The organism is Pantoea sp. GD03673, from assembly GCF_029844725.1.
Taxonomy (GTDB): Bacteria; Pseudomonadota; Gammaproteobacteria; order Enterobacterales; family Enterobacteriaceae; genus Pantoea.
The window spans coordinates 279,946-305,827 of the sequence record NZ_JAOCKJ010000003.1 but is presented as its reverse complement, the minus strand read 5'-3'; the positions used below and the strand labels follow the sequence as shown (position 1 = coordinate 305,827).

31 protein-coding genes and 1 riboswitch are annotated in these 25,882 nt (G+C 56.2%); of the genes, 16 read left to right on the top strand and 15 right to left on the bottom strand.

Annotation, left to right across the window (positions count from 1 at the left end; genetic code table 11):
- The first annotated feature begins 8 nt into the window (after positions 1-8).
- Positions 9-1,040, top strand: a complete 1,032-nt coding sequence (locus N5J69_RS07350) for a methionine synthase (protein ID WP_279769185.1) — start codon at positions 9-11, stop codon at positions 1,038-1,040.
- Between the two features lie 99 nt (positions 1,041-1,139).
- Here N5J69_RS07350 and N5J69_RS07345 read toward each other — a convergent pair whose 3' ends face one another.
- Positions 1,140-1,718, bottom strand: a complete 579-nt coding sequence (locus N5J69_RS07345) for an XRE family transcriptional regulator (RefSeq protein WP_279769184.1) — start codon at positions 1,716-1,718, stop codon at positions 1,140-1,142.
- A 63-nt stretch (positions 1,719-1,781) separates the two neighbouring features.
- Here N5J69_RS07345 and N5J69_RS07340 point away from each other — a divergent pair, with 63 nt between their 5' ends.
- The 3 genes from N5J69_RS07340 to N5J69_RS07330 all read left to right on the top strand — a co-directional run bounded on the left by N5J69_RS07340 (position 1,782) and on the right by N5J69_RS07330 (position 3,634).
- Positions 1,782-2,291, top strand: coding sequence for a GNAT family N-acetyltransferase (locus N5J69_RS07340; RefSeq protein WP_279769183.1), 510 nt, complete (start codon positions 1,782-1,784; stop codon positions 2,289-2,291).
- 184 nt (positions 2,292-2,475) lie between these two features.
- The gene (locus N5J69_RS07335) at positions 2,476-3,105 is read left to right on the top strand and encodes a LysE family translocator (RefSeq protein WP_279769182.1); all 630 of its coding nucleotides are present in this window, start codon (positions 2,476-2,478) and stop codon (positions 3,103-3,105) included.
- Between the two features lie 91 nt (positions 3,106-3,196).
- Complete coding sequence (locus tag N5J69_RS07330) at positions 3,197-3,634, top strand: GFA family protein (protein ID WP_279769181.1); 438 nt, start codon at positions 3,197-3,199, stop codon at positions 3,632-3,634.
- A gap of 10 nt (positions 3,635-3,644) precedes the next feature.
- Here N5J69_RS07330 and N5J69_RS07325 read toward each other — a convergent pair whose 3' ends face one another.
- On the bottom strand, positions 3,645-4,358 hold the full coding sequence (locus N5J69_RS07325; RefSeq protein WP_347882072.1) for an AAA family ATPase: 714 nt from the start codon (positions 4,356-4,358) through the stop codon (positions 3,645-3,647).
- 231 nt (positions 4,359-4,589) lie between these two features.
- Here N5J69_RS07325 and N5J69_RS07320 point away from each other — a divergent pair, with 231 nt between their 5' ends.
- Positions 4,590-5,708 (top strand): alkene reductase, encoded by a 1,119-nt coding sequence (locus tag N5J69_RS07320; protein ID WP_279769179.1) that lies wholly within the window; start codon positions 4,590-4,592, stop codon positions 5,706-5,708.
- A gap of 16 nt (positions 5,709-5,724) precedes the next feature.
- Positions 5,725-6,039: a helix-turn-helix transcriptional regulator gene (locus N5J69_RS07315; RefSeq protein ID WP_279769177.1), complete on the top strand. Its 315-nt coding sequence runs from the start codon at positions 5,725-5,727 to the stop codon at positions 6,037-6,039.
- Between the two features lie 75 nt (positions 6,040-6,114).
- Here the strand turns inward: N5J69_RS07315 and N5J69_RS07310 are convergent, their stop codons facing one another.
- Positions 6,115-6,264: a hypothetical protein gene (locus N5J69_RS07310; protein WP_279769176.1), complete on the bottom strand. Its 150-nt coding sequence runs from the start codon at positions 6,262-6,264 to the stop codon at positions 6,115-6,117.
- A 17-nt stretch (positions 6,265-6,281) separates the two neighbouring features.
- Here N5J69_RS07310 and N5J69_RS07305 point away from each other — a divergent pair, with 17 nt between their 5' ends.
- The 5 genes from N5J69_RS07305 (at position 6,282) to N5J69_RS07285 (ending at position 10,008) form a co-directional block, all read left to right on the top strand.
- Entirely contained in the window at positions 6,282-6,827 is a 546-nt protein-coding gene (locus tag N5J69_RS07305) for a cysteine hydrolase family protein (protein WP_279769175.1), read from the top strand.
- A 63-nt stretch (positions 6,828-6,890) separates the two neighbouring features.
- A riboswitch (TPP riboswitch) is annotated at positions 6,891-7,010 on the top strand.
- 133 nt (positions 7,011-7,143) lie between these two features.
- Positions 7,144-8,088, top strand: a complete 945-nt coding sequence (locus N5J69_RS07300) for an FAD-dependent oxidoreductase (protein ID WP_279769174.1) — start codon at positions 7,144-7,146, stop codon at positions 8,086-8,088.
- Positions 8,072-8,269 (top strand): sulfur carrier protein ThiS, encoded by a 198-nt coding sequence (gene thiS, locus N5J69_RS07295; RefSeq protein WP_279769172.1) that lies wholly within the window; start codon positions 8,072-8,074, stop codon positions 8,267-8,269. The genes N5J69_RS07300 and thiS overlap by 17 nt, the downstream gene beginning before the upstream one ends.
- A gap of 2 nt (positions 8,270-8,271) precedes the next feature.
- Positions 8,272-9,030, top strand: a complete 759-nt coding sequence (locus tag N5J69_RS07290; RefSeq protein WP_279769171.1) for a thiazole synthase — start codon at positions 8,272-8,274, stop codon at positions 9,028-9,030.
- A 9-nt stretch (positions 9,031-9,039) separates the two neighbouring features.
- Positions 9,040-10,008, top strand: a complete 969-nt coding sequence (locus N5J69_RS07285) for a HesA/MoeB/ThiF family protein (protein ID WP_279769170.1) — start codon at positions 9,040-9,042, stop codon at positions 10,006-10,008.
- Positions 10,009-10,017: 9 nt separating this feature from the next.
- Here N5J69_RS07285 and N5J69_RS07280 read toward each other — a convergent pair whose 3' ends face one another.
- Together N5J69_RS07280 and N5J69_RS07275 are read right to left on the bottom strand one after the other, a co-directional pair.
- Positions 10,018-10,431, bottom strand: coding sequence for an ASCH domain-containing protein (locus tag N5J69_RS07280; protein WP_279769439.1), 414 nt, complete (start codon positions 10,429-10,431; stop codon positions 10,018-10,020).
- 202 nt (positions 10,432-10,633) lie between these two features.
- Positions 10,634-11,176, bottom strand: coding sequence for a thioredoxin domain-containing protein (locus tag N5J69_RS07275; protein WP_279769169.1), 543 nt, complete (start codon positions 11,174-11,176; stop codon positions 10,634-10,636).
- A gap of 318 nt (positions 11,177-11,494) precedes the next feature.
- Here N5J69_RS07275 and N5J69_RS07270 point away from each other — a divergent pair, with 318 nt between their 5' ends.
- Both N5J69_RS07270 and N5J69_RS07265 read left to right on the top strand, forming a co-directional pair.
- Positions 11,495-11,764 (top strand): hypothetical protein, encoded by a 270-nt coding sequence (locus tag N5J69_RS07270; protein ID WP_279769167.1) that lies wholly within the window; start codon positions 11,495-11,497, stop codon positions 11,762-11,764.
- A 136-nt stretch (positions 11,765-11,900) separates the two neighbouring features.
- Positions 11,901-12,428 (top strand): sterol desaturase family protein, encoded by a 528-nt coding sequence (locus tag N5J69_RS07265; protein ID WP_279769166.1) that lies wholly within the window; start codon positions 11,901-11,903, stop codon positions 12,426-12,428.
- Here the strand turns inward: N5J69_RS07265 and crtB are convergent.
- The 6 genes from crtB to N5J69_RS07235 all read right to left on the bottom strand — a co-directional run bounded on the left by crtB (position 12,367) and on the right by N5J69_RS07235 (position 18,878).
- Positions 12,367-13,296, bottom strand: a complete 930-nt coding sequence (crtB, locus tag N5J69_RS07260) for a 15-cis-phytoene synthase CrtB (RefSeq protein ID WP_279769165.1) — start codon at positions 13,294-13,296, stop codon at positions 12,367-12,369. The two genes, N5J69_RS07265 and crtB, sit on opposite strands and share 62 nt — an antisense overlap.
- The gene (locus tag N5J69_RS07255) at positions 13,293-14,771 is read right to left on the bottom strand and encodes a phytoene desaturase (protein WP_279769164.1); all 1,479 of its coding nucleotides are present in this window, start codon (positions 14,769-14,771) and stop codon (positions 13,293-13,295) included. The genes crtB and N5J69_RS07255 overlap by 4 nt, the downstream gene beginning before the upstream one ends.
- On the bottom strand, positions 14,768-15,928 hold the full coding sequence (gene crtY, locus N5J69_RS07250; protein WP_279769162.1) for a lycopene beta-cyclase CrtY: 1,161 nt from the start codon (positions 15,926-15,928) through the stop codon (positions 14,768-14,770). Before crtY ends, N5J69_RS07255 begins: the two co-directional genes overlap by 4 nt.
- Complete coding sequence (locus tag N5J69_RS07245) at positions 15,915-17,210, bottom strand: glycosyltransferase (protein WP_279769160.1); 1,296 nt, start codon at positions 17,208-17,210, stop codon at positions 15,915-15,917. The genes crtY and N5J69_RS07245 overlap by 14 nt, the downstream gene beginning before the upstream one ends.
- 9 nt (positions 17,211-17,219) lie before the next feature.
- The gene (locus N5J69_RS07240) at positions 17,220-18,128 is read right to left on the bottom strand and encodes a polyprenyl synthetase family protein (protein WP_279769438.1); all 909 of its coding nucleotides are present in this window, start codon (positions 18,126-18,128) and stop codon (positions 17,220-17,222) included.
- 219 nt (positions 18,129-18,347) lie between these two features.
- Complete coding sequence (locus tag N5J69_RS07235; protein ID WP_279769158.1) at positions 18,348-18,878, bottom strand: YtfJ family protein; 531 nt, start codon at positions 18,876-18,878, stop codon at positions 18,348-18,350.
- Positions 18,879-19,050: 172 nt separating this feature from the next.
- On the opposite strand from N5J69_RS07235, the gene N5J69_RS07230 reads away from it, so the two are divergent.
- Positions 19,051-19,278 (top strand): hypothetical protein, encoded by a 228-nt coding sequence (locus tag N5J69_RS07230; RefSeq protein WP_279769157.1) that lies wholly within the window; start codon positions 19,051-19,053, stop codon positions 19,276-19,278.
- Positions 19,279-19,320: 42 nt separating this feature from the next.
- On the opposite strand, the gene N5J69_RS07225 is transcribed toward N5J69_RS07230, so the two are convergent.
- The 3 genes from N5J69_RS07225 to N5J69_RS07215 form a co-directional block, all read right to left on the bottom strand.
- Positions 19,321-19,998, bottom strand: a complete 678-nt coding sequence (locus N5J69_RS07225; RefSeq protein WP_279769156.1) for a pirin family protein — start codon at positions 19,996-19,998, stop codon at positions 19,321-19,323.
- Positions 19,999-20,124: 126 nt separating this feature from the next.
- Positions 20,125-21,855 carry a DUF2534 family protein gene (locus N5J69_RS07220; protein WP_279769155.1) on the bottom strand — a complete coding sequence of 577 codons (1,731 nt, stop codon included), beginning with the start codon at positions 21,853-21,855 and terminating at the stop codon, positions 20,125-20,127.
- Positions 21,856-21,900: 45 nt separating this feature from the next.
- The gene (locus N5J69_RS07215; RefSeq protein ID WP_279769154.1) at positions 21,901-22,317 is read right to left on the bottom strand and encodes a DUF2946 domain-containing protein; all 417 of its coding nucleotides are present in this window, start codon (positions 22,315-22,317) and stop codon (positions 21,901-21,903) included.
- Positions 22,318-22,530: 213 nt separating this feature from the next.
- Here N5J69_RS07215 and N5J69_RS07210 point away from each other — a divergent pair, with 213 nt between their 5' ends.
- The gene (locus N5J69_RS07210) at positions 22,531-23,469 is read left to right on the top strand and encodes a D-2-hydroxyacid dehydrogenase (protein WP_279769153.1); all 939 of its coding nucleotides are present in this window, start codon (positions 22,531-22,533) and stop codon (positions 23,467-23,469) included.
- Between the two features lie 423 nt (positions 23,470-23,892).
- Positions 23,893-24,822 carry an Rpn family recombination-promoting nuclease/putative transposase gene (locus tag N5J69_RS07205; protein WP_279769152.1) on the top strand — a complete coding sequence of 310 codons (930 nt, stop codon included), beginning with the start codon at positions 23,893-23,895 and terminating at the stop codon, positions 24,820-24,822.
- Positions 24,823-24,944: 122 nt separating this feature from the next.
- On the opposite strand, the gene glsB is transcribed toward N5J69_RS07205, so the two are convergent.
- The gene (gene glsB / locus N5J69_RS07200) at positions 24,945-25,865 is read right to left on the bottom strand and encodes a glutaminase B (RefSeq protein ID WP_279769151.1); all 921 of its coding nucleotides are present in this window, start codon (positions 25,863-25,865) and stop codon (positions 24,945-24,947) included.
- Between the last annotated feature and the right edge of the window lie 17 nt (positions 25,866-25,882).

Genomic DNA, 25,882 nt, shown 5'->3' with positions numbered 1-25,882 from the left:
CACCTGCTATGAAAACTTTATTACCGACGTCCACTGCGGGCAGCCTGCCTAAACCCTCCTGGATTGCGCAGCCAGAGGTGCTCTGGTCACCCTGGAAACTGCAGGATGATGAGTTAGTTGACGGCAAAAGAGATGCACTGCGTCTCTGTCTGGATGACCAGGTTCGCGCCGGTATTGATATCGTCAGTGATGGCGAGCAGACGCGTCAGCACTTTGTGACGACGTTTATTGAACACTTAAGCGGCGTGGATTTTGAAAAGCGCGAAGTGGTGCGCATCCGCAATCGCTATGATGCAAGCGTTCCGACGGTGGTGGGGGAAGTCTCACGTCAGAAGCCTGTGTTTGTTGAGGATGCAAAAATCCTGCGTAAGCTGACAGATCGTCCTATTAAATGGGCGCTGCCGGGTCCGATGACGATGATCGATACCCTTTATGACAACCACTACAAAAGTCGTGAAAAACTGGCCTGGGAATTTGCAAAAATCCTGAATCAGGAAGCCAGAGAATTAGAAGCAGCTGGCGTTGATATTATTCAGTTTGACGAGCCTGCATTTAACGTCTTTTTCGATGAAGTGAATGACTGGGGTATCGCGGCGTTAGAGCGTGCCATTGAAGGCCTGAAGTGTGAAACTGCCGTTCACATCTGTTATGGCTACGGCATCAAAGCCAATACCGACTGGAAGAAGACGCTGGGGACAGAGTGGCGTCAGTACGAAGAGGTCTTCCCGAAACTGCAGCGTTCGGCGATCGATATCGTTTCTCTGGAGTGCCAGAACTCGCGCGTTCCGATGGATCTGATCGAACTGATTCGCGGTAAAAAAGTCATGGTCGGTGCCATCGACGTGGCAACCCATGAGATTGAGACACCTGAAGCAGTGGCCAGCACGCTGCGCAAGGCGCTGCAGTTTGTGGATGCTGAAAATCTCTATCCCTCTACCAACTGCGGCATGATCCCCCTGCCACGTCAGGTTGCGAATGGCAAACTTCACGCCTTAAGTGCTGGCGCAGAGATTGTCCGCAGAGAAATTCTGGGCAAATAAGCTTTTGCTGAACAGGCTCAGTCCGGCTGGCGATTTGATTGCTGACAATCAAAAGCCGGATTGAGAGTGTTATCACAAGGGGTTATGACACAACGCTGCTCAGGCAGGCCGGAGTACGATAACGGCGTAGCGACAGTCCGTGCTGGTGTTGTTTCTGAACACACAATCAGCCGGAACGCCCAGTTGAAGACAGTCGCCAGCGGCCATTTCATAGGTGCTGGCTCCCGCCTCAAACGTTAATGCCCCTTCCAGAACCCATATCAGCTGGCGTCTTGAAATATAAGAGATAGCGGGCATCGGCACGGCGGTATTGGCTGGCAGTTCGACACTGACCAGATCGACTGGCATCTCACCGGGTGAAACGTGACGACGCAGATAGCCGGTTTCAGGATCCTGCCACACCGGTTGATTTTCGTGCCTCACCAGCGTTCCGGTCTGCACTTCGGTCTGTGCCAGAAGCTGCGAGATACTCATGTCAAAAGAGCCCGACAGGCGCGCTAATAAAATAGCGGTCGGACTGCTCTCTCCACGTTCAATTTTGTGAATCATCGCGCGCGACACACCCGAGTGATCGGCCAGTTCAGTGAGTGACCAGCCGCGTTTTTCTCTTTCCTCTTTGACCTTCTGACCAATCCGGATATTCAGGTTGTCTTCTTTGCTGGACATTTCATCTAACATAATGGATAACTATTATAGTGAACAATTCATCTACTTTAGTGAATCAGCAAGGGGGTGTCTATCATGAAAATTCGTGCGGCAGGTGAAAGCGATGCAGATGTCATTGCTGACATTTATAATGATGCGGTGCTCAACACCACGGCTATCTGGAATGAAAGCCGTGTCGATGTGGCTAACCGGATTGCATGGATACACAGCCGTCAGCAGGCGGGTTTTCCTGTCATTGTGGCCGTGGACGCTGATGAAAGCGTGCTGGGATATGCGTCTTACGGTGACTGGCGACCCTGGGACGGATACCGTCATACCGTTGAGCATTCTGTCTACGTCAATAAAAACGCACGGGGACAGGGCATCGGTGATGCCCTGATGCGCACGTTAATCCAGCTTGCCTGTGAAGGCAAAAAGCACGTAATGGTGGCGGGCATCGAATCGGAAAACAGGGCATCAATCGCGCTGCATAAAAAGCTGGGTTTCACTGCAGCGGGCACAATGAAAGAAGTGGGCAATAAATTCGGGCGCTGGCTGGATCTGACATTTATGCAACTGCGTCTGGATGACCGCAAACATCCCTGATTAATAAAGCGTACCGTGTCAGACTGCATGTGGCGTAAATAAAATAAAACCTGAACAAAGGCTGCTTTAAATAGCAGCCTGCGAAGGCAATTTTAAGCGGGCGAGTGTCAGCGCACAAAGAATTAGCAAATTTCTGCGTCAGCCGATATAACAACATGATAACCCCCTCATTGCTGAGAAAATAATGGCACTTTCGCACGAATTAACGCTGATATTTACCACCTATTTTGTCGCTACGGCGAGTCCTGGACCGAGTAATATGGCGATTATGGGCACGGCAATGAAAAAGGGCAGAGGTGCCGCTCTGGCGCTGGCTGCCGGTGTCGTGAGCGGTTCGATGCTCTGGGCGCTGCTGGCGGCCTGCGGTGTACTGACCGTGCTGGCAACGTTCGCACAGCTGCTGATTGTGTTGAAAACGGGCGGCGGGATTTATCTGCTGTGGCTGGCGTTTAAAGCGGGTAAATCTGCATTACGCCGTACCGAAGCCGGTGAGTTTACTGCCAGTGATGAGCGGGTTGCCTATGGCAGACTGTATCGTCAGGGCATCCTGATGCATATCGGCAATCCTAAAGCGATTCTTACCTGGGTGGCGATGATGTCGTTTGCGCTGCAGCCGGATGCGGTTGCCTCAACGCTACCGATGATCCTCTGCGGCTGTGCGGCTATTTGTGTGTCTGTCTTCGGCGGTTATGCATTGCTGTTCTCAACGGCCGTGATGAGCGCCTTTTACCGTCGCATTCGTCGCGGGCTTGAGGCGCTGTTAGCCTGCTGCTTTGCGCTGGCGGGACTGAAACTGATCTTCAGCCGCAGTTAGTGCCAGTTCATGGTGAAAGAGGGATACCTGCCTCTGTCGCCGTACTGCAAGCGACCGAACCCTTGTGAACCCCCATCTTTAAGGCGTTGAAATGAAAGGTGCATGTCTGTGTGGAGCCGTGACGTTTGAAATCTCAGTCACCCCCGCGTTCTATTACCGCTGCCACTGCTCCCTGTGCAGAAAGCAGAGCGGAACGGGCTTCAACCTCGCGACGCTGACAGAAGAGGGGCACTTTAAGTGGACATCAGGCGAGAGCCAGATCGTTTCATGGTGTAAACCCTCAGGTTATCGCAACGATTTTTGCGCCAGCTGTGGTTCCACCGTGCCCAACCGGTTGCGTGACAAACCCTATATCTGGCTTCCGCTGGGATTACTGAATGATCCTGCCGAAATGCAGTGCATCGGGGATTACTGTATTGATGATGCTATGCCGTGGGACACCACCCGTTCAGCGACAAATCATGCCGGGCCAGTGGAGTCGTTAAATGCGCTTTTAGCGGGTTTAAAGCTCGTTGATAGATCGCTGTGATACAGGTGCTTCATTTTTCTGACTCTACGCCCCAGTATTCCAGACAGGCATGAATATCATGCGGAGAATGAAGCAGAAGTTTTGGCAGTCTGACCTCGTCGTAAAGCTTCTTATGGCGTTTCCGATTCTGCGGGGCAGTGCGGATAATATATTTAAGCATCTCCAGGGTTACAGGCTCTCTGCTCATACCGAGACCGCCAATTCGCGGTATGGATGAGTAACACCTGCGAATATAGCGTAGCAATGCCACTGGCATTTTTACATCGAGAAGAATGAATCCTGTGGCACGAGCGAGTCGCGCTTCAATGCATTTTGTGTAATTACCGTCCATCACCCACTTTTCCTGACTCACTGCATCGGCATGCAGAAGGCGAAACGCTGCCGGTTCTCTGGGGATCCAATGGCTTCCCGGAATATGATGAAGTTGATCCAGGTGAACTACAGGTAATGCTGTTTTGCGAGAAATAGCCTCAGCTAAGGTAGATTTCCCGCTGTTCGACGGACCCATAATACAAATGCGTGGCCCGAGTGCTTCTAAAGAAATGGGGTCGTTCACGCCCTTTCTCCTCAAATTAGCTTGTCTGAATGAATTATCGTGCCCTGCCAGAATGCTTTGTAATACATCCTGCAACGTTTGACTCTCTGATGGGCGGTGATGACCTGCCTGCTCCTCTGACTGAGGGATTCTGAACGCATAAAAAATCAACGTCATCTCTTGTGACACGGCGGCTCAAAAAAAACCTTATTCAGGGATCGACTCCGGCCCGCTTACGATGAGTGACATCATGGCATGAGGGGCAGTCAATCCACCCCAGAGAGCATCATGGGGTTAAGCAATAGCGTCGCTAACCCCGGATTTCACGTGGCGCATGACAAAAAAACAGCGATTACACATTTACAAATTTAAATGTGTAAATATAATGTCGCCTCTTCATACACCAGAGGATTTTTTGTTATGCCGTCTCTTTTTACCCCGCTGCAACTGGGCGATCTTACCCTTCGTAACCGTATTGTACTGCCGCCGCTGACGCGTTGCCGCAGTGAACAGCCGGGCAATATTCCCGGCGACATGATGGTGGAATACTATCGTCAGCGTGCCAGCGCGGGACTGATGATCACCGAAGGCACGCAGATTGAGCCACGCGGGCAGGGTTACGCATGGACACCGGGGATCCACAGCGAGGCCCAGATTGCTGGCTGGAAAAAGGTCACAGAGGCGGTACATCAGGAAGGTGCCACGATTTTCTGCCAGCTCTGGCATGTTGGCCGCGTGTCACACAATGAACTTCAGCCGGGTAAAGCGCCGCCGGTGGCTCCTTCCGCCATTGCCGCCGATAACGTCCGGGTGTTTATTGAAACCGGGCCGGGTACCGGGATGCTGACCGCACCCAGCGAACCGCGCGTGCTGACCCATGCCGAAGTCAAAGAGATCGTCGCGCTTTACCGACGCGCGGCTGAAAATGCCAGAGCCGCTGGTTTTGATGGCGTAGAGCTGCATTCCGCTAACGGTTATCTGATTAACCAGTTTATTTCTGAGCACACCAACTTCCGCACGGATGAATATGGCGGCTCAGCGGAGAATCGCCTGCGTTTTCTGCGCGAAGTGGTTGAGGCAGTCAGTTCGGTCTTTGGCAGCCACCGCGTCGGCGTCAGGTTTGCGCCGCTGTTTTCGAGTACCGACGAAGAACGCGTCTATCTTGGTCTGGTTGAACGTGATCCCCACGAAACCTACATTCGTGCTGCACAGCTGCTGAATGAACTCGACGTCGGCTATCTCTCTATTGCCGAAGCAGACTGGGATAACAGCCCGGACATGCCAGAAAGTTTCCGGGTTGCGCTGCGGGAAACATTCCGATCTCCGATCATCTATTCGGGGCGCTACACGGCTGAAAAAGCGCAGCATGTTCTGGAAAAAGGGTGGGGCGATCTGTTTGGTTTCGGGCGTTCATTCATCGCTAATCCCGATCTGCCTGCGCGAATTGAATCAGGCTATCCGCTGAATCCCGTCGATCACACCTCCCTGTATGGCGGCAGTGAGAAAGGCTATACTGACTATCCCTTTTACTCATCCTGATCTTTTGTGAGGCGGCATGTCCCCCGAAAATGCCCTGAAGTTACTGTCCAACCCCACGCGTGTGGCAGTGCTGAAGTGGCTCAAAAATCCTGACGAAGCGTTTGCGGGCTATTCGCAGCTCTATCCCTTCGAACAGTATGGCGTTTGTGCCAGCCTCATCCAGGACAAGGCGGGCTTATCGCAGCCCGCCACCTCGTTATGCCTCAAAGCACTGCATAATGCGGGACTGGTCGAAGCCAGCAAAGTCGGGAAATGGACTTATTATCGCCGCGCCGAACCGCGTATTCGTGAAATAACCGACGTGGTGACGCAATCACTGCAGACGCTTTAAAAGCGGCAGCATTCAGGGTAGTGTTGTCTGAGTTCCATCTCTTGATGGTGACTTTTCGCATTCATTCACTCAGGATCAGCCCATGTTTTTGTCAGTTTTGTCTTTCACAACCGTCACCACCACCGCGCTCAGCGGCGGCGTGAGCGACGTTGTGACAGGCACCTGACACAACAGATCCTTACTCCCCGCCAGACCGGACGGGGAGCTGCTCTCCGTTCTTAACATCTGAATGGAGCCAGTACATGTTCACATCTGAAAGTGCACTTTTGATCATCGACATGCAGCAGGGGCTTTTTCATGGCCCGGCGACGCCCTATGCCGCTGACCGGATTCTGTCGAATATTTTTCTGCTCATCACCAAAGCACGACTCGCTGATGTCCCGCTTTTTTTCGCACGCCATATCGGCCCCGATGGTTCTCCTTTTCACGCGCAAAGCCCGCTGACACATCTGATCCCCGAATTGCAGATTAACGCACAGTCAGACGTCGTCTTCACAAAAAGATACCCCAGCTGTTTCAGGGAAACCGGCCTGCAACGTGAGCTGAACCAGCGAGGCATCCGACAACTGGTGATTGCCGGGATGAAAACAGAGTTTTGTGTTGATACCACCTGTCGGGCAGCCCCGGAACAGGGTTTCAGCGTTGTGCTGATAGCCGATGCGCATACCACAGTCGATAACCCGCAACTCACTGCGGAGAGCATTATTGGGCATCACAACCAGACGCTGGCGGGACCTTTTGTGACGCTGGCAACCGCAGCTGACTGGCAGTTCGGTTCTGCCCGCTGAACCCGATATTCTGACCTGGCGTCGTGCGCGCGGCTTGACGAAGCTGCCCGCTTACCTTACAACTAAACCCGTCAGGGGAGTCTCGCCAGAGAGACTGAGAGGCTAATAGCGCACCGCGCGGCTTAGCGACCCTTAGAACCTGACCCAGTTGATACTGGCGTAGGAAGACGGGTATCGCATCAGATACTTGCCGCACGGGCGCGTTCGCGACGCCTTTGCTTATTCCCTTCTGGTATCACGGGTCTTCGTTAACGGAAAATGAGGCCAAAGTGAAACATCTCATTCTCAATTATGTGCTTTCTGTCCGGTGGACATTATGAGCCGCTGGTCTGTGCTCGGTAGCGGCGTGGCCGGGCTGTGCGTTGCCACGCTGCTTGCAGAGCGGGGAGAAACCGTCGACATCATTACGCAGCCTGACTGTCGTGCGGCTTCACACTGGGCGGGCGGCATGCTCGCGCCCTGGTGCGAAGCAGAAAGCGCGCCGCCACAGGTGATCGAATGGGGGCAGCACGCTGCTGGCTGGTGGGCAAAACGCGTTGATGGCGTAGCGCAGCAGGGCACGCTGGTGGTCGCGCCGCCGCGTGACAGCCGCGAACTGACACGCTTCGCCAGCATGACGCAGCAGCATCAGTGGGTCGCGCCAGGCGACATCGAACCAGCACTGGAAAACCGTTTTGCCCGTGGCCTGTTTTTCGCGGCGGAGGCGCATCTCGATCCCCGCCGCGCGTTGCAGCAACTGCGCACCACATTGCAGCAGGCTGGCGTAACCTTTCACAGCGGCAACCCCACCGGCAAAATCATCGACTGCCGTGGCATTCACGCCACCGATCAGCAGCCCGCTCTGCGCGCCGTGCGGGGTGAGATGCTGATCCTGCACTCGCCCGACGTTCAGCTCTCGCGTCCCGTCCGGCTGCTGCACCCACGCTTTCCCTGCTATCTGGTGCCGCGTGCCGGGGGCCATTTCATGCTGGGTGCCACGATGGTCGAAAGTCACGACAGCAGCCCGATCAGCGCCAGGGCGATGATGGAGCTGCTCAGCGCCGCTTACAGCCTGCATCCGGCGCTGGCCGAAGCGCGCATTCTGGAGAGCGGCACCGGCCTGCGTCCCGCCTACCGACAGAACCTGCCGGAAGTCCGCTATGAAAATGGCCGTTTCTCGCTCAACGGGCTTTACCGCCACGGCTTTTTACTGGCCCCGATCATGGCTGAAAAACTCATGCTGCAACTCACTCAGGAGATGACTCATGCGAGTTCAACTTAATGGACGCACGATTGAAACCCGCGCAATCACGCTGGCGGAACTGATGACGGAGCAGCAGATTGACCCGCGCACCGTAGCCACCGCGCTGAACGGCGAATTTGTCCCGCGCAGCCGCTATGCCAGTCAGCAACTTGAGGCGGGCAGTCAGCTGGAAATTCTGTCACCGATGCAGGGAGGCTAACCATGTTCTATCAATTTGCCCCGCAATCCCGCTTTCTGCTTGGCACCGCCGGTTATCCGTCACCGGACATTCTGCATCAGGCCATCAATGCATCAGGCGCGGAGATTATTACCGTCAGCCTGCGTCGGGAAGGCAGTGACGGCGGTGCGTTTCGCTCGCTGTTGCAGCAGCTCAACAAACGTATTCTGCCCAATACCGCAGGCTGCCACACCGTGAAAGAGGCGGTGACGACGGCGCAGATGGCGCGTGAACTGTTCGACACGTCGTGGATTAAGCTGGAAGTGATTGGCCATGCCGACACGCTGCAGCCTGATCCCTTTGCGCTGGTGGAAGCCGCGAGGATCCTCTGTGCTGATGGCTTTCAGGTATTCCCTTACACCACGGAAGACCTGATTGTGGGGGAAAAACTGCTGGAGGCGGGCTGTGAAGTGCTGATGCCCTGGGGCGCGCCAATTGGCTCCGGTCAGGGGCTGCGTAATATCGAAGGACTGCGCGCCATGCGTGCATGGTTTAAAGATGTACCGCTGATCATTGATGCGGGCATTGGTGCGCCGGGCCAGGCGGCGCAGGCGATGGAGATGGGGTTTGACGGGGTACTCCTTAACACGGCAGTGGCTAAAGCGCGTGATCCGGTGCGCATGGCGGGTGCCTTTGCTGCCGCGATCCACGGCGGGCATGAGGCGTTTCACTCGGGATTAATGGAGCAGCGCGATATGGCGTCTGCCTCTACGCCCATTTTCGGGCTGGCACAATTCAGTTAAGGAGCGGCGATGACGCGTTATCAGCGGCAGACCATGCTGCCGGAAATTGGTGAAGCGGGGCAGCATCGCCTGAGGGGTGCAAAGGTGCTGGTGGTGGGGGCGGGCGGGCTGAGTGCGACGCTGCTGCCGTTACTGGCAGGCGCGGGCGTGGGGTTGATTCGCCTTTATGATGGCGACCGGGTTGAGCTGCACAACCTCCACCGGCAGACGCTGTTCGGCGTTGATGATGTCGGCCATCCGAAAGCCATCTGTGCGCAGCACGCGCTTGCGCAGCGAAACCCTGACTGTCAGGTGGAGGCGCATCCGCACTCGCTCAGCGCCAGCCAGCTGCCGCAGGCGCTGGCGGGGATTGATCTGGTGGTGGATGCAGCGGATAACTTCGCCATCACCTATCAGCTCTCCGACGCCTGCTATCCACGCGGTCTGCCGCTGATCTGCGCCTCGGTGCTGGGCCGCAAAGGCTATGTCGGTGGATTCTGCGGCGGCGCACCCGGCTATCGTGCGCTCTTTCCTCAGTTACCCGTGGCCTCGGGCAACTGCAACACGGCGGGGGTAATGGGGCCTGCGGTTGCCACACTGGGGGCGATGCAGGCGCAGATGGCGCTGAGTGTGTTGCTGAAACTGACGCCGTCGCCGCTCGGCTGCATGATCCACTGCGACTTTGTGGACTGGCACATCAGGCAATTCCGCTTTGATGACGCGCCTGAACCCGACGCGCCCGGCATCCCGTTTGTCGATAAACTGATGCTTAAGGAGGACGATTGCATTGTGGAATTGCGCAGTCCCGACGAAGCGCCGATCAGCGTGGCCGAACGGGTAGAGCGGATTCTGCCGCAGCAGATAGCGGCCTGGCAGCCGCCGTCTGATCGGCGTGTGGTACTGGTCTGTGCCAGCGGAATGCGCGCTGCTCAGGCGGCAGAGAATCTCGCCGCACGGGGAATCACGCGGCTGGCACTGATGGCGGCAAACACGCTGTAGCCTGTCGCCTTACACTACCTCGACCAGCTGGAACGTCTCGAAAATCAGCTCCATTTCAGTGTGGAAATAGCCTGTACGTTCAAAGTAGCGCTGATGTTCCTGACGCCAGTAGTCGAGGCTGAGATCGCCTTCGCCCTCCAGCATCGCCATCTCGGGCGTGACGCGATCAAAGCGCGTCAGGAACAGTCCGGTGGTGCGGATCACGCAGACGGGCTGCTGTTCACCGTTCAGGACAATGCTGTAACCGCCCGGCTGAGGCAGGATGTCCTGATCCTGCCAGCTTTGCAACGAACCGCAGGTCGCTACCTTCTTTCCGGCAATAATCAGCGTGGCGAGCTCGCTGGCTAAAGCCGGGGAGTCACCAAATGCATCGGCGAAGGCACCCGGATATTTATCCTGCAGTTGTTCCAGCGTCATGGTCATCCGTAAATCCTCAATAAAATCGGCATAAATGCAGGTCAGCGGCGTCGTGAGCATGATGAAGCAGCGGCTTAAACGCGGCTGATAGCGTTACAGCTTAACCGGCCTCTGCACAGGAAAACAGGCTTTATTATCAGGACATTGGATTTGCTGTGGGGGCGGCGAAGGAAGAGCCGGGCGCGGCCAGCTTAGCCGCGCACAAAAACTAACGAATCAGAAAGCTCGCCCAGTGCTCAATATCGTCACCGCTGCTGATATCGGGTTGCACCAGACCGTTAACCATAAAGGTGGGGGAAACGTGGATACCATTCTGGCGGGCATACCGGCAGTGCCATTTAATCGCATTCTGCAGTTCGGGCTGATCAAAGGCGGCGCTGGCATCCACGCTGCTGTACGCCTTCAGGCGGGCCAGAATCTGGTCAGGTGTCGCTTCACGGTTCGGGCCGGTGCAGTGGTCGGTGAACTCAAACTCGTCGCGATGATCGGCCACCGCCTGCATCACCTTCTTTGCCGCCTCTTTGCTTTCACAGGCGGCGGCAAGAATATAACGCACAATCAGCCCGGAAAAGAGGTGCCACGGCTGGGATTGCAGGCGAATTTTCAGCGTCATCTTCTCTTCACCCACGTGCGCCAGTAACGCGTCGAATTTATTAAACGCGCGTACCGAAAAAGGGCAGGTCGGTTCCAGAAAGACTTCAAAAATGGCAGGGCCGTGGCCCCAGACCAGGACATCAGCATGCTGATTCATCGGCAACTCCTTAAAAAATAAACGGGACGGGAAGAGTCATTACCCTGGCAAATCCTCTGCACATCAGCCAGTTAAGAATCGGCCGTAATTGTTACAAAAAACAGCAGTCAGCGGCTGACGTGCGTGTAACAGGCGACAGGCAGGGCCATTAATCGTTAAGATTATCAGCTTTGGCATTCTCAACCGCTGGCCCTGCATCGTCGCTGACGAGCAGCTATAGTTATCTGCAGAATTTGCTCTCCCAAATGACGAAGCCATTTCTGCTTTCTGCCTGCTGATCGTCTGCCTGGGGCCGATAAGCGTTAGAAGAGGTTAATTTTGCATACCGATCTCACCTGGAAAATTCTTCATCGCGTCATTAATAAGACGATCTCAGACATGCTGGATGAGCAGCAGAGTATTGACGTGTTATCACTGCGCGCCCGGCTGCACGAACTGGCTGAAAAAGAGGAGGATGAGGTCATGGTGCTCTGTTACTGGCAGGCGAGTAAAATCCTGATGCGACTGCCTGCCACGGTAACGGCCAGTCAGTTGATGATTGCTGCACGTCACGCTTTTCGCACCCCGATGGATCACGATCTGATCTAAAAGGGCTTCGTACGATGACGCTGACTCACCCCCTGCACGCTTTTTCCCTTATTTTTCTCCTGAACGCGATTTTCCTCAATCTCTGTTAAAATTGAACCTCTGCGCCACTTTGCAGGATGCATATTCGGGAGAAACTATGCTGTGGATTTGGAATGCCCTGATTGTTCTGGTCACCGTTATCGGCATGGAGATTACGGCTGCGCTGGCGCATAAATATATTATGCATGGCTGGGGGTGGGGCTGGCATCTGTCACACCATGAGCCGCATAAGGGCTGGTTTGAGGTTAACGATCTCTACGCTGTCGTCTTCGCCTGCCTGTCGATTTTGCTCATCTATCTGGGCAGCACGGGCGTCTGGCCGTTGCAGTGGATCGGGGCCGGGATGACGCTCTACGGTCTGCTCTATTTTATTGTGCATGATGGTCTGGTCCACCAGCGCTGGCCATTCCGCTATGTTCCGCGCCGGGGCTATCTGCGCCGGCTTTATATGGCGCACCGTCTTCATCATGCGGTACGCGGTAAAGAAGATTGTGTCTCGTTTGGTTTTCTCTATGCGCCGCCGCTGTCAAAACTGCAGGCGACGCTGCGGGAGCGTCACGGCGCTAAACGGGGCGCTGCCAGAGGTAAGCAGGGCGCGGAGCAGGACGTGCCATCCGGGAAGTAACCGCCTGACCTGATGCCATCACCAGCAGTGCCAGTTTTTCTGGCGTGCTGGTGGACTGACGTTGATCCCACGCCTGTGAGCCCGCCTCAACCACTTTCACGCCAATCTTACGGTAGACCTGTTTTGCAGTGGCAATTGCCCAGGCTGAACGCAGCGGTAACCCGGGCAGGCCCGCTGATGCCGATCGATAATAGGGCTCTGCCGTCTCTACCAGCCGACGGGCAACGCGGCTGAGTGCCTGGCGATTATGCGGGTCCGCCAGCGTCTCTCGCGTCAGCCCCTCTTCAGCCAGCCACTCTGCAGGCAGGTAGCAGCGTCCCGTTTCCGCATCCTCAACGATATCGCGGGCAATGTTCGTCAGCTGAAACGCCAGGCCAAGATCGCAGGCTCGGTCGAGCGTCGCGTTGTCGCGCACGCCCATAATCTGCGCCATCATCAGGCCAACCACGCCCGCAACGTGATAGCAGTAGCGCAGCGTGTCATCCAGCGTCTGATAGCGGGTCTCGCGGACATCCATCGCAAAGCCCGCAAGGTGATCGAACGCGTAGGAAGGCAGAATATCGTGCGCCATCGCCACCTCCTGAAAGGCGGCAAAGGCGGGCTCATGCATCTGCGATCCGGCATAGGCCTGACGCGTTTTCATCTCCAGTTGCGCCAGCCGCTGTTCGGCGGATTGCAGTGAAGGCGTATCATTGCTGAAGCCCAGCACCTGATCGTCAATCACATCATCACAGTGACGGCACCACGAGTAGAGCATCAGCACACTGCGTCGGGTTTTGGCATCAAACAGCTTCGAGGCCGTGGCAAAGCTTTTCGACCCCACTTCCATGGTTTCTACGGCATGATCGAGCAGTGACGGACTATTCAAGCCAGATCCTCCAGCATCAATCCTGCGGTGGCCTTGGCCGAGCCTATCACCCCAGGAATGCCCGCGCCGGGATGGGTGCCCGCGCCGACCAGGTAGAGATTATTGATGTTCTTATCGCGGTTGTGAGGCCGGAACCAGGCGCTTTGCGTCAGAATCGGCTCGACCGAAAATGCCGAACCCTGATACGCATTCAGCTCATCGCGGAAATCAAACGGCGTGAACATGCGGTGCGTGACCAGCTGGCTACGCAGGCCCGGCATGTAGTGCTGTTCAAGATAGTCGAAAATGCGGTCGCGCAGGCGCGGCCCTTCCACGGACCAGTCGATATCCGCGGTGCCGAGGTGAGGCACCGGTGCCAGCACGTAATAACTGCCGCAGCCGGTCGGGGCCAGTGACGGATCGGTAACGCAGGGCGCGTGAAGGTAAAGTGAGAAGTCTTCTGCCAGGCCATCTTTATTGAAAATCTCATCAATCAGTTCGCGATAGCGCGGACCAAAGCAGACCGTGTGGTGCGCGAGCTGATCGTGATGATGATTCAGACCAAAATAGAGGACAAACAGGGAGTTGCTCATGCGTTTGTTCTGCAACGACCGCCCCTGCGCCACCGACGCCGGGTGCTGGCTTAGCAGGTCGCGGTAGGTATGCACCACGTCAGCGTTGGAGGCGACCGCGCGGGTCGGGAAAACCCGGCCATCTTCCAGGTGTACGGCAGTAATGGTATTTTCCTGCGTCTCCAGTCGGGCCACGCTGGCATTCAGCACCACTTCGCCGCCCAGATCTTCAAACAGTTTTACCATGCCCTGCACCAGTGCGCCGGTGCCGCCACGCGGAAACCAGACGCCCCATTCCCGTTCCAGCGCATGAATCAGGGTATAAATTGACGAGGTGGCAAACGGATTTCCGCCTACCAGCAGCGAGTGGAAAGAGAACGCCTGACGCAGATGCTCATCTTCAATGTAGCTCGCCACTTTGCTGTAGACACTCCGCCACGCCTGCAGTTTGGCCAGCTGAGGCGCGGCACGCAGCATGTCGCGGAAGGACAGAAACGGCACGGTGCCGAGCTTCAGATAGCCCTCTGCAAACACCGCACGGGAATAGGCGAGAAAGCGACGATAGCCTTCAACGTCACGCGGATTAAACGCACTGATTTGCGCTTCCAGCGCGGGCTGATCGTTGTCATAACTGAACACCTTGCCGGACTCCCAGCAGAGGCGATAAAACGGCTTCACCGGCAGCAGTTCGACATAATCAGAGAGTTTTTTGCCCGCCAGCGTGAACAGCTCTTCAATGGCGCTGGGATCGGTAATGACCGTGGGACCGGCATCAAACGTAAACCCCTGATCCTCGTAAACATAAGCGCGGCCGCCAGGCTTGTCGCGCTGCTCCAGCAGTCGCGTGGGAATCCCTGACGCCTGAAGGCGAATCGCCAGCGCCAGACCACCAAAGCCTGCACCAATTACCGTAGTTCTATTCATTGCATCGCCTGTTGACGGTGAGGAGTCATAATAGCCTGTAGCGCCGCCAGTACGGGAACCGGCGGCTTGCCGCTTAAGATGCGCAGCCGATCAGACACAGTGAGATTACCCGCATAAAAACGGGCAATCAGGCCTTCGGAGAGGCCGTAAAAACGTTGCATAACCTGCCAGCGCTGTTCAGCCGGACCCGCCAGAAACAGCATACGGTTTAGCATGCGAAAGAAGCGCTGCTGCTGCCAGGTCTGGCGGGCAAACTGCTGAAGGGTGGCGTGCAGGGTCGCTGCAGTGAAGGTGTGCATCTGCGCCAGGCGGTCAGCCAGCGCGACCGACAGCGGCAGAGAATAGCCGGTCGTGGGATGGAACAACCCGGCACGCAGACCGCTGCAGGGCACGTCGCGGTTCAGCCAGAACGCATCAACGTCGCCGGTCAGCGTAATGGGTAAGGCGCCTTGCTCTTCGCGAAGTAGCTGGTTTAGCTGCCAGCCCTGCTGCGCGGCATAATCACGGATGTTCTGACGGGCGCGATCGCCCTCCAGCGTGGCGTGATCAATGTAGTGGGTATCTTCAATCAGCAGGGTATCAGCCGAAAAGGGCAGGCTGTAAACAAAGCGATACCCTGACTGCTGATCTACCGTGGCGTCCATGATGATCGGCGCGGTCAGGCCGTGAGGCTTACTGAGCTGCCACTCCTGGCCCACAAACGCCTGGAAGCCCATGCGCAACGCAGCATCGGGCTGGTAGCCACGACCATCTATCACTGCATCCGCTTCCAGCACGCGACCCTCCTCCAGCGTAACCGAGTGTGAAGTTATGCCCGCCACGCGCGTGTTCAGCAGAAGATCCGGCGCAAACCGGTCGCGCATGACCTGCGCAAACCGTTCCGAAGTCACACAAAAATAGCCGCTGTTAAGGCTGCGCCTGCGCTGCGGAAAGCGCACCTCATAACCGGGCCAGTGATGAACCACCAGCGGGGCAATCCAGCGATGCTGTGTTTCAGTGAGATCCTCGGCATGGAATGACCAGGTATGATGCGCGCCCGGCTCACTGTCGGCATCAATCAGCAGTATGCGCAGTGACGGCCGCTGCTGGCGCAAACGCAGGGCAATCAGCCCGTTAGCCAGCCCCGCGCCTGCCAGAATCAGATCATACCGCGGCATAGTCTCTCCTGGTGAGTACCGGCTTGCGGGTCAGCATCGCCTGTTCGACGATATCCGCCGCCAGGGGTGTGCCGCCCGCCTGCCGAAGCGCAGTGCGCAGCGTTTTCATCTGCTCGCCGTAACGCGCATCAGCCAGCAAGGTCTGAAGCTGACGAGCCAGCGCGTGACTGGTGGTGAAGCGGGAAGCGCGACGTCCGATACCGTGCCAGACCACTCGGGCCGCGACGCCCGGCTGATCAAAGGCCAGCGGAATCGTCAGCAGGGGTGTCAGTGCGTTAACAGCATCCAGCACCGTGTTCATGCCGCCGTGGGTAATCGCCAGATCGGCCTGCGCCAGTGCAGCAGCCTGACTGGCAAAGTCGACCACCTGAACATGGCTGGACTGCGCCAGTTTCTCTGCCTGAAACGGTGACAGGCGACCGCAGTGCGCGAGCAGCAACTGAGCGTCAATCTCCTGGCAGGCGCGAACAATGGTTTTAAACAGACCATAACGATGCCCCTGCAGCGTGCCGAGCGAAGCAAAAATGCGCGGTCTGTCGCCGTGCGGGAAGTAGCGGGGCTGAGATGCGGCAGGGGCTGCGACCGCTGCACGCAGCGGGCCAACGGAATGGAAATGATCGGGCAGCGTCTGGCGGGGAAAATCCAGTTCCGGCATCAGCTGGCTGATCTGCGCCAGCGGTGAAAAACAGTGATGCAGCTTTTCCCGTGGCGATAAACCCATCGCATGAGCATGGCGGGCGATGACACGATCGTGCCGTCGCATCAGCCAGTCATAGATTTTTTCACTGGCACGATAGCGTTCGCGTGCCTGATCGGTGCTGGCATAGTCAAACGGCATGACCGCCAGCGGAAAATCCGGTTCACGGTTAAGCGGCAGCGCGCAGGCCACTGAGACATAAGGCAGATTCAGAGACTCTGCCGCCAGCGCACCGGCAGGTTCCATTTGATCGACGATCACGCCATCTATCGCCAGCGTGTTCAGCACCACCGGCAGTTCACGACAGAGCATATCGGTGCTGCGGGCCATCTCATTGATTAACTTAAGCATGGACGGGCCAAGCGGATGCGCCGCCAGCTGCAGCGTGTGCGCCAGACTGCCCGCCGGATGCGAGGCTAAACCCAGCGGAAAGAAGCCGATCCGGCTGTCGGTAAGGAGTGCGCTGACGTCCGTCTGCTGGATAAAGGTAATCTGGTGCCCGCGTGCGATTAATGCCTGGCTAAGATGCGTAAGCGCCTGCACATGGCTGTAGAAGGGCGGTGCAATCACCGCGAAGTGGCTCATGCAGCATCCTTAACTGACGGCAGCGAGTTTTTTCTCAAACCAGGCCTGAACAAAATGATGCGTGGCATAACCGTCCTGGCAGGCAGAAAGCAGATGTTCGCTGGCGCAGCGCAGATGGTCGCGCAGTTGTGCTTCAACCGCCTGAGGGCCAAGCAGGTTCACCAGCGTCGATTTCCCGTCATCCTGATGGGCATCTTTACCGGTGTCGGCCATGCCGTCGGTGAGATCATCCAGCAGCTGAAAAGCCTGGCCAAGATTAAGCGAGAAACGGTGCAACTGTTCACGTGTTTCCCCTGGCGCTTCAGCCACGATAGAGGCCATCTGCAGGGAGGCGCAGAACAGGGTGCTGGTCTTGTAATGATTGGTCATCAGAATGGCGTCGGCGCTGCGTGGCTTGTCACCCTCTGAAAGATCTTTGAACTGGCCCTGAACCAGACCCTGCATGCCAACGGCGTGAGAAAGCTCCGCGACGGCATCGGCCCGGGCGGTTGCCGTTAAGCCTTCTGCCAGTGCAACCAGGCCAAACGCTTTGCTCAGCAGCGCCACCGCAGCCAGAATCGCAACATGTTCACCATACTGGCAGTGAATGGTGGGACGCCCGCGCCGAAGCTGTGCATCATCCATGCAGGGCATGTCATCCAGAATCAGTGATGCCGCATGCACCATCTCCACGGCGCAGGCGAGATCAAGCAGGCCGGCAGACGTGGCGGTACAGCCGAGATCGCGCGCAGCCAGCAGCAGCAGCAGCGGACGAATACGTTTTCCCGGTGCCAGCGCACCCTCGCGCATGGCCGCGCCCACTAAATCACGTTCACTTACCACCGGTAAAAGCTGATCAAGCCGTTGCTCAATATCATTCAACAGGCTGGCTGCATCACTGTGTATGAAATTGACGTGTTGTTCTGCACAGACCGTCATCATGGCTGTCCTTATCTACAGAGGAAGTCACAGCAGGTCGAAATGATTCGATGCCATCTTCAATAATCGTCCCCGGCTGCCCTGGCATAGTTGGCAGGTTTTCAAAGAACGGCGGGTAAATCCATTACATCTAAGCGTAGCTCACAATGATAAAAATGTCGGAGAATTCAGCAGCATTCCGCGTTTCACCGCAAAAGTAAGACGGGCATTTTGCCTGAATTAATTCAGCAATGCGCGCAGCTGTTTCATCACGCTGGCGACATCCTCATCTGATAATGCGCCATCTTTAGCGAAGCGCACAATCCCTTTTGGATCAATCACCACCACCGACGCGCTTTCCGGCAGAAGACGCCAGCTATGCGCGGTGACGCCACTGCTGTCGATGATGAATTGCTGCCAGGGTGCCGCTTTCTTACTGGAGGCAATGCTGCGTACAACAAAAATGGCACTGCCGGGCAGCGCATCGTCAGTATTGACAATGGTGGTGGTCTGAAAGCGGTCACGCGGCAGCCTGGCCTGCTGGATGGCTTCAATTAAGGGGGCGCTCTGATCCTTCGCGGAAAGACGGCCTGCCACATGAATGACCAGACGCACTTTTCCGGTCAGTGTCTGACTGTTCCAGCGCTGATAATTTATGTCGCCATCAGTCAGCAGCATTTCGCCTTTGTCGGCAACGTAAACCGGTGGAACAGGCTGACCGGGTGTCAGGGTGTGGGCAGTGGCAACGCCAGAAAACAGCAGGGCAATCATCAATCCATAATGGCACACGGGTTCCTCACTTCTTTTTCGTTTTAGGGCAGGCGAGGCGAGCTATTTCATCAGCAGGCAGAAGATTAGTATCACATCTCTGTTTCAGATCAATAAAGCCCTTAAAGATTTGGGCTGAAAATGCAGGGCGTGTTTTATTAACAGGAGGTGGAAAATGAGTGCAACACTGATGACCTTACCTGAATTTGCCCGTTACATCGGTATCGCTACGCCGACACTGGCACGCGCCTTTTGCTGCCGGGGATCGCTGGCGGGGGTGCCGCTGCCGCAGGCGCTGGATGATGCTCCCCTGACACAACGGCACTGGCTGCGTGACGATGTACGCCAGTTCGATCATGCCTATAAACGGGTTCAGGCGATGCAGCAACGGCCTGCGCCTTAATCTGTGTGGTAAAAAAAAGCGCGGGAACTATCCCGCGCTGTGTTATGCAAACGTATCAGGTTTAATCAGGAAGCAAACCAGATTGGCATCCCGATCGCCCCTGATTTCACTGCTGCTATCCAGCCCGCTGACGGCGTCACCACGACCCAGTCGCTGATCGCCGATGAAAATAATCCCTTCCAGCACGACAAGATAAGCAACAAATCCCGGCATCGACGGTACGTCAAGCGTCTGATTACGCTCCAGCAGCGTGTCGTAAATATAGGCGTCCTGGCGCAGTTCCAGCGGGGCGTCAGACGCTTCCGGCCCGGCCAGTTCGGTCCAGCCGTTGGTCATGATGCCCTGATCGCGCTCCAGCACCTGCGTCATCGCTTCACCGCCCGGCTGCGATGGCCGGATAACAGCCTGTAACAGCTCCGCTTCATACAGCGGCACTGACTCTTCGTACTGAACGCCCTCACCGGCATTCACCACCATCACTTTCTTTGCAGAGAGCTGGGTCCGTTCGCCATTGCTGTCCTGATGCTGCATCGAACCGCGCCACAGGTAAGTAAAAACCTCTTCATCCTGATGCTGCTGCATCGGGATCCGGGCATCCAGTTTCAGCGACATCAGGTCAACAGTGAGCAGCGGGCTGAGCGCCTCGCCAGGTCGCTGACGGCGAACGGTAAACGGACCGTACTCAAAGAGTTGTTCAGGATTAGCTCGCACAATGTTCATGATTTATTCTCAGATAAAGGAATGCATAACAACGATCATAGACCTCAGGCGCAGAATGAGAAGCCGGATGATTTGCCCGGCTTCGTCAGTTATTTTGAAGATAAGATTGCGCGGTGAATAATCAGATTATTTACCCTGTTCGTCACTCTCACCCAGGAAGAAATACCAGAGTGGGATCGACAGCAGCCCGGTAAAGACCGTCGAATACAACAGGATCATCATTGCCTGAGTGATATACATGGTCAGTGACCAGTGACTGAAGGGGATCTGATACTGGTCAATCACCCCGCCAATCATCGCATTGGCCATCACTGAAATAACAATCAGCGCCAGCACCGTGACGCTGCGGAGAAAATAACGCATCTCTTTGCGCTTACCGGCAAAACGTGACTGGACAATAGCCAGTGGCGACTGCTTATCCGGCGCGATGTCCACCCGAACGACCGAGGCGCGCTGGGCGCTACGCCAGCGCTGTATATCCAGCAGTAGCAACACCACCAGGCTGATGCCCATAACGGGCAGCGCATAACCCAGCGCCAGCATCACGATCAGGCTGGTGCCCTGCGCATAACGCGGCAGGGCAAGCCAGGCAGACAACAGCGTCTGCGATGGGCTGAGCTGAGGAACCGCCGGACGGCGAATCCACCACATGCGGTAGCCCAGCACAATCATCGCACAGAGTCCAAAGCCGAACAGGGCCAGAATCAGCTGATTAGGCAGACCAAACAGCACACCCATATGCGCATCCACGCCCCAGCGGGTCAGTTTTGCCACCAGCGGGAAGCGGGCAAACTCAACCCGATCAACCACACTGAAATCAGCCGGATTTATTGACACCGCATCGACCTGGCTTGGCCAGCTTCGATCAATTTCTGAAACCGTCCACGCCTGACCGGCGCTCTTAGGCTGGCGCAGTTCCAGTTTCGCGGCGTGCAGGCCGGCCTGACGTGCTGCTGCCAGTGCCCGATCCCAGCTGGCATCCGGTTGATTAGTGAACACCGGCGCGGCAGTGCTGGCCGGTCTGGTCATTCCTGACATGGTCATCCCTTCCATCGCACCGCGATGGTCAGCATGAGGATCGGCAGCTTCGGCGGGCGCATCACCGTTCAGTGCGGTATTGACCTGCGGCGTTTTCCAGCCGAAGTCGCTGCGCATCTTTTCAATATTATTGCCCGCCCACTGTGACCAGGTCAGTCCGGTCACCGAAAAGAACACCAGCCCGATTGCCAGCAGCAGACCCAGCGTAACGTGCCAGTGACGCGTTGCTGCAAAGCCGCTGCGTACTTTTTTGCGGGTGCGGGGTGGCCGCGTGCCAAACCATAAAATAATCCCACCCAGTGCGGCGACCCACAGCCAGGAGGCGGCCAGTTCGCTGTAGTTACGGCCAAAATCGCCCAGTAACAGGCCGCGATGCAGCTGATCCAGCCACATGCGCAGCGGCAAGACACCGCTGGTGCCATATACCGTCATATCGCCTTTTACCTGCAAAGTGTAGGGATCGATAAACAGCGATCGCGATTCCGATGGGCCAAGCTGAGGCTCAGCAAACTGCACGCGGGTGGTATCCTGCCGACCCGGTGCGGGCCGCACGGCATACAGCCGTGCTGATTCACCGGCCTGGGCACGAGCGGCAGCAATCTGGGCTGACAGCGGGTGTGCCTGACCCTGTGCAGTGGTGGTCAGGGCATCATGGTAAATCGCCTGTTCCAGTTGTGGCGTCAGAACGTAGAGCGTGCCCGTCAGGGCAGCAACAAAAATAAACGGCGCAATAAACAGGCCAATATAAAAATGCAGGCGGCGAAACAGATTAAACACCGTGCCGCGCGGTGCAGGGATAATTTCCTGAGAAGAGGACATAGCATTCCACACTTTTCAAAAGACAAAGGCGACTGGGTGACGTTGTCACGCAATCGAATCAGTAAGCAGTGAGTGTGACGCAAAACAGGGTGGCGCACGTGGCTGAGGGAGACGTAGCATCCATCGCCGTTGGGGCGGATTAATTGCAGAGGGCGGCGGAGCGCGGCTGAGCAGGCACATCCACCAGATGAACGGGACAAACACCCACAGCACCAGCGGCACATGCACCAGTAAATCGCAGTAACCACAGGCAAACCCCGGACCCATCATCTCATGGTCCGTCATCGACATGTCGCTGTGATGATGCATCATCGGCATCCCGGCATGCAGGGCAGATGCGCGCTGCATCGTCGCATGATGCTCAGCCAGATTCTTTGAAATCATCGGGGCAACAAACAACAGCAACACGGCCAGTATCGCAATACCGGCAGTGAGTCGATGTCTGAGGGAAGATCTCTGCATAATTCGGGCTAAGGGGTCAGAATGTCGGGCGGCAGTGTAACGCGAAGGGGAGAAAAGGGTTAAATAAAGTGGCATCTGTTCCGAAAAAATTCGCACTCTTTGAACATATTCACTTTAATTTCAGCATCATTTAACTTAGATGTTACCCACTAAACACATATAAATAACATCGATGATTCGGCTGCAATAAACCGAACCCATAAAGGACTGAAAATGAAAATTGTAATGCTGGATGGTGACACGCTGCCTGTCTCTCTGCCGACCGGGCAACAACACGCTGACTGGGAGATTCGTGCACAGACATCGACCAGTGACATTGTCTCTGCACTTAAGGGTGCGACGGTTGCCATCACCAATAAGGTGCCGTTGCGGGCCGACACCCTGGCGCACCTGCCCGAACTGCGCTTTATCTGTGTAGCGGCGACGGGCTATGACTGTATTGACCTTGACGCCTGTTCCGCTCGCGGCATCGTGGTCAGTAATGTGCCCGGCTACTCTACACAGAGTGTGTCGGAGGCTGTTATCGCCGCCATTTTTGCCCTGCGTCGTCACACACTGTCTTATACCAGTCATACCCGTACCGACTGGCCGCAGGCAGAGCACTTCTGTCTGCATCGCCAGCCAATAGGCGATATTGGCGGCACCACGCTGGGTATCGCGGGCAAAGGTGATATCGGCCAGGCGGTCGGCAGGCTGGCTCAGGCGCTGGGGATGCAGGTGCAGTACGCCGAACGTAAAGGCAGTGAACGGGTGCGTGAGGGTTATGTCAGCTTTGAGCAGATGCTCGCCACCAGCGATATGATTTCGCTGCACTGCCCGTTGAGTGACAGCACCCGTGAGATGATTGATCGTGAAGCGCTGGAGAAAATGAAACCGCATGCGCTGCTGATTAACACCGCACGCGGTGGGCTGATCAACGAGGCCGATCTCGCTGCCGCTTTAGCGCAGGGAACAATCGGGGGAGCGGCGCTGGATGTTCTGAGCAGCGAACCGCCATCTGCCGATAACCCGCTACTGGCGGAGTTGCCAAATCTGCTGCTGACGCCGCACATTGCCTGGGCGAGTCACAGCGGCGTGGATAATCTGGTGACGGGCGTCATGGCCAATATCGCGGCCTTTATTCAGGGTGAGCCGGTTAATGTGGTGAATTGATTAAGGCGTTCCGGCTTTTCGACAGCGTGCTGGTTCTGGCCGGGCACGCGCGCCCGGCCGGGCAGTTGCTGTTATTCAGAGCGCTCTCGTAAAATCCGCACAAAGCGTTTTGCATGCTAAATGAATCAGGGTATTAAGATCGTGATATCGGCCGTTAAAAACGCAATTTCATTCAGGCCAGGACGCTGTTTTAACCGATGTTTTCCAGACATCAATGCGTATTTGTTTTGCGTGACTATGTGAAGTTATGGGTTTCGGGAACATGGAGTGGGTCCGTTAACTGTCCGGGTAGTGTTATCTGGCAGCAGAAGGTGAATAGCGTTTTCAGGCATTCTCACCAGGTTCGTGCGCGACAGGGATGAGCGCCTGTCGCGCATGAATAAGCCACAGTAAGCGCAACAGGAACAGAAAGGATTCTGGTCAATGAAAAAGAAAAACAGCACACCCACGCCACATGATGCAGCATTTCGGCAATTTCTGACTCAACCGGATATCGCCCGGGATTTTATGGAACTGCATTTGCCGCCAGAACTGCGTGAATGCTGTGATCTCAGCACACTGAAGCTGGAGTCAGGTTCCTTTGTCGAGGCGGACCTTCGGCAGTATTTCAGCGACGTGCTTTACAGTCTGAAAACGACCGCTGGCGATGGATACATCCATGTTCTCATAGAGCATCAGTCAGCACCCGACAAACACATGGCATTCAGGCTCATGCGCTATGCCGTGGCTGCCATGCAGCGTCATCTTGAACGGGGGCATAAGCGATTGCCGCTGGTCATACCCGTCCTGTTCTACACCGGTCGACGCGCTCCCTATCCTTACTCCACCCGGTGGCTGGATGAATTTGACGATGCGGAGCTGGCAGACCGGCTCTACAGCCACAGTTTTCCGCTGGTTGATGTCACAGTGATACCTGACGATGAAATCATGCAACACCGCAGCATGGCGGCGCTGACCTTGTTGCAAAAGCATATCCGTCAGCGGGATCTGGCAGAACTGATGGACAGGCTGGTCACCATTTTGCTGGCAGGCTACCTCTCTTCATCGCAGGTGGTATCACTGGTACACTACATGGCACAGGTGGGGGAAATATCAGATGCCGAAGCCTTTGTACGCGAACTGGCACTGCGTGTGCCGCAACACGGGGATGCACTTATGACTATTGCACAACAGCTTGAGCAGAAAGGCATTGAGAAAGGACGTACGGAAGGCATAGAGATTGGTTATGAACAGGGCGGGCATGAAATGCAACGCAGAATTGCGCTTACCATGCTCAGAAACGGCATGGATCGCAAGACTGTTATGGAGATGACCGGTCTGAATGAAGATGACCTGGCGCAGATGTGTCACTAATCTCAGGCTCAGATTATCGCTGACGCCTTGTCGCCAGCGCGATGCACGCGGTAAATCATCCCGAAATCGGGAAAACCCGCCGTCTTTCACAACGGCGAGCTGATTAACCGGCACGTTCAGACTCAGAATATCGAACGCCCCAGCTTTTCGGTCAGCAGCTCCAGCACAGCGGTGCCCGCCAGAGAATTACCCGCGCTGTCCAGGCCAGGTGACCAGACGGCAATGCTCATCTCGCCAGGGATAACGGCAATAATCCCGCCTCCCACGCCTGACTTAGCCGGCATCCCAACCCGCCATGCGAATTCGCCTGCACCGTCATACATCCCGCTGGTGATCATCAGCGCGTTAATCTGTCGCGCCTGTCGCGGGGTAATCATCTGACTGCCCTCCAGCGTTTTGCCCTGATTAGCCAGATAGACGAAAGTGCGCGCCAGTTCAACGCAGTTCATCGACAGCGAGCAATAGTGGAAGTAGGTTTGCATGACGCTGGTAACATCATTATCGAAATTCCCGAATGACTTCATCAGCCACGCGATCGCTGCATTGCGGGCAGAATGTTCAAACTCCGATCGGGCAACATAACGATCATAATTGATATCGGGCTGCTGACTGAGCTGACGCACAATCTCCAGCATTCGCTGGCGCGGTGCGGTGAGGCGGGTTTCCAGCAGATCGCAGATCACCAGCGCGCCTGCATTGATAAACGGATTACGCGGCTTGCCCTGTTCCAGCTCCAGTTGCACCAGTGAATTAAAGGGCTGACCCGAGGGCTCTTTACCCACCCGCTGCCAGATTTCGCTGTCGTCATAGCGGGTCAGCGCTACGGTCAGCGATAGCGCTTTGGAGATCGACTGAATCGAAAAGCGCGTCTCCGCATCGCCCGCCTGAAAGAGGGTGCCGTCACGCAGGCAAACGGCAATGGCCAGATTGTCGGCCGACACATCGGCCAGCGCGGGGATGTAGTCAGCAACCTTTCCCCGATGAACCAGCGGACGCACCTGCTCCAGTATCGCCTGCAGCAGCGCATTATTCAGTTCAGACACGCACGTTTCTCCCGTCT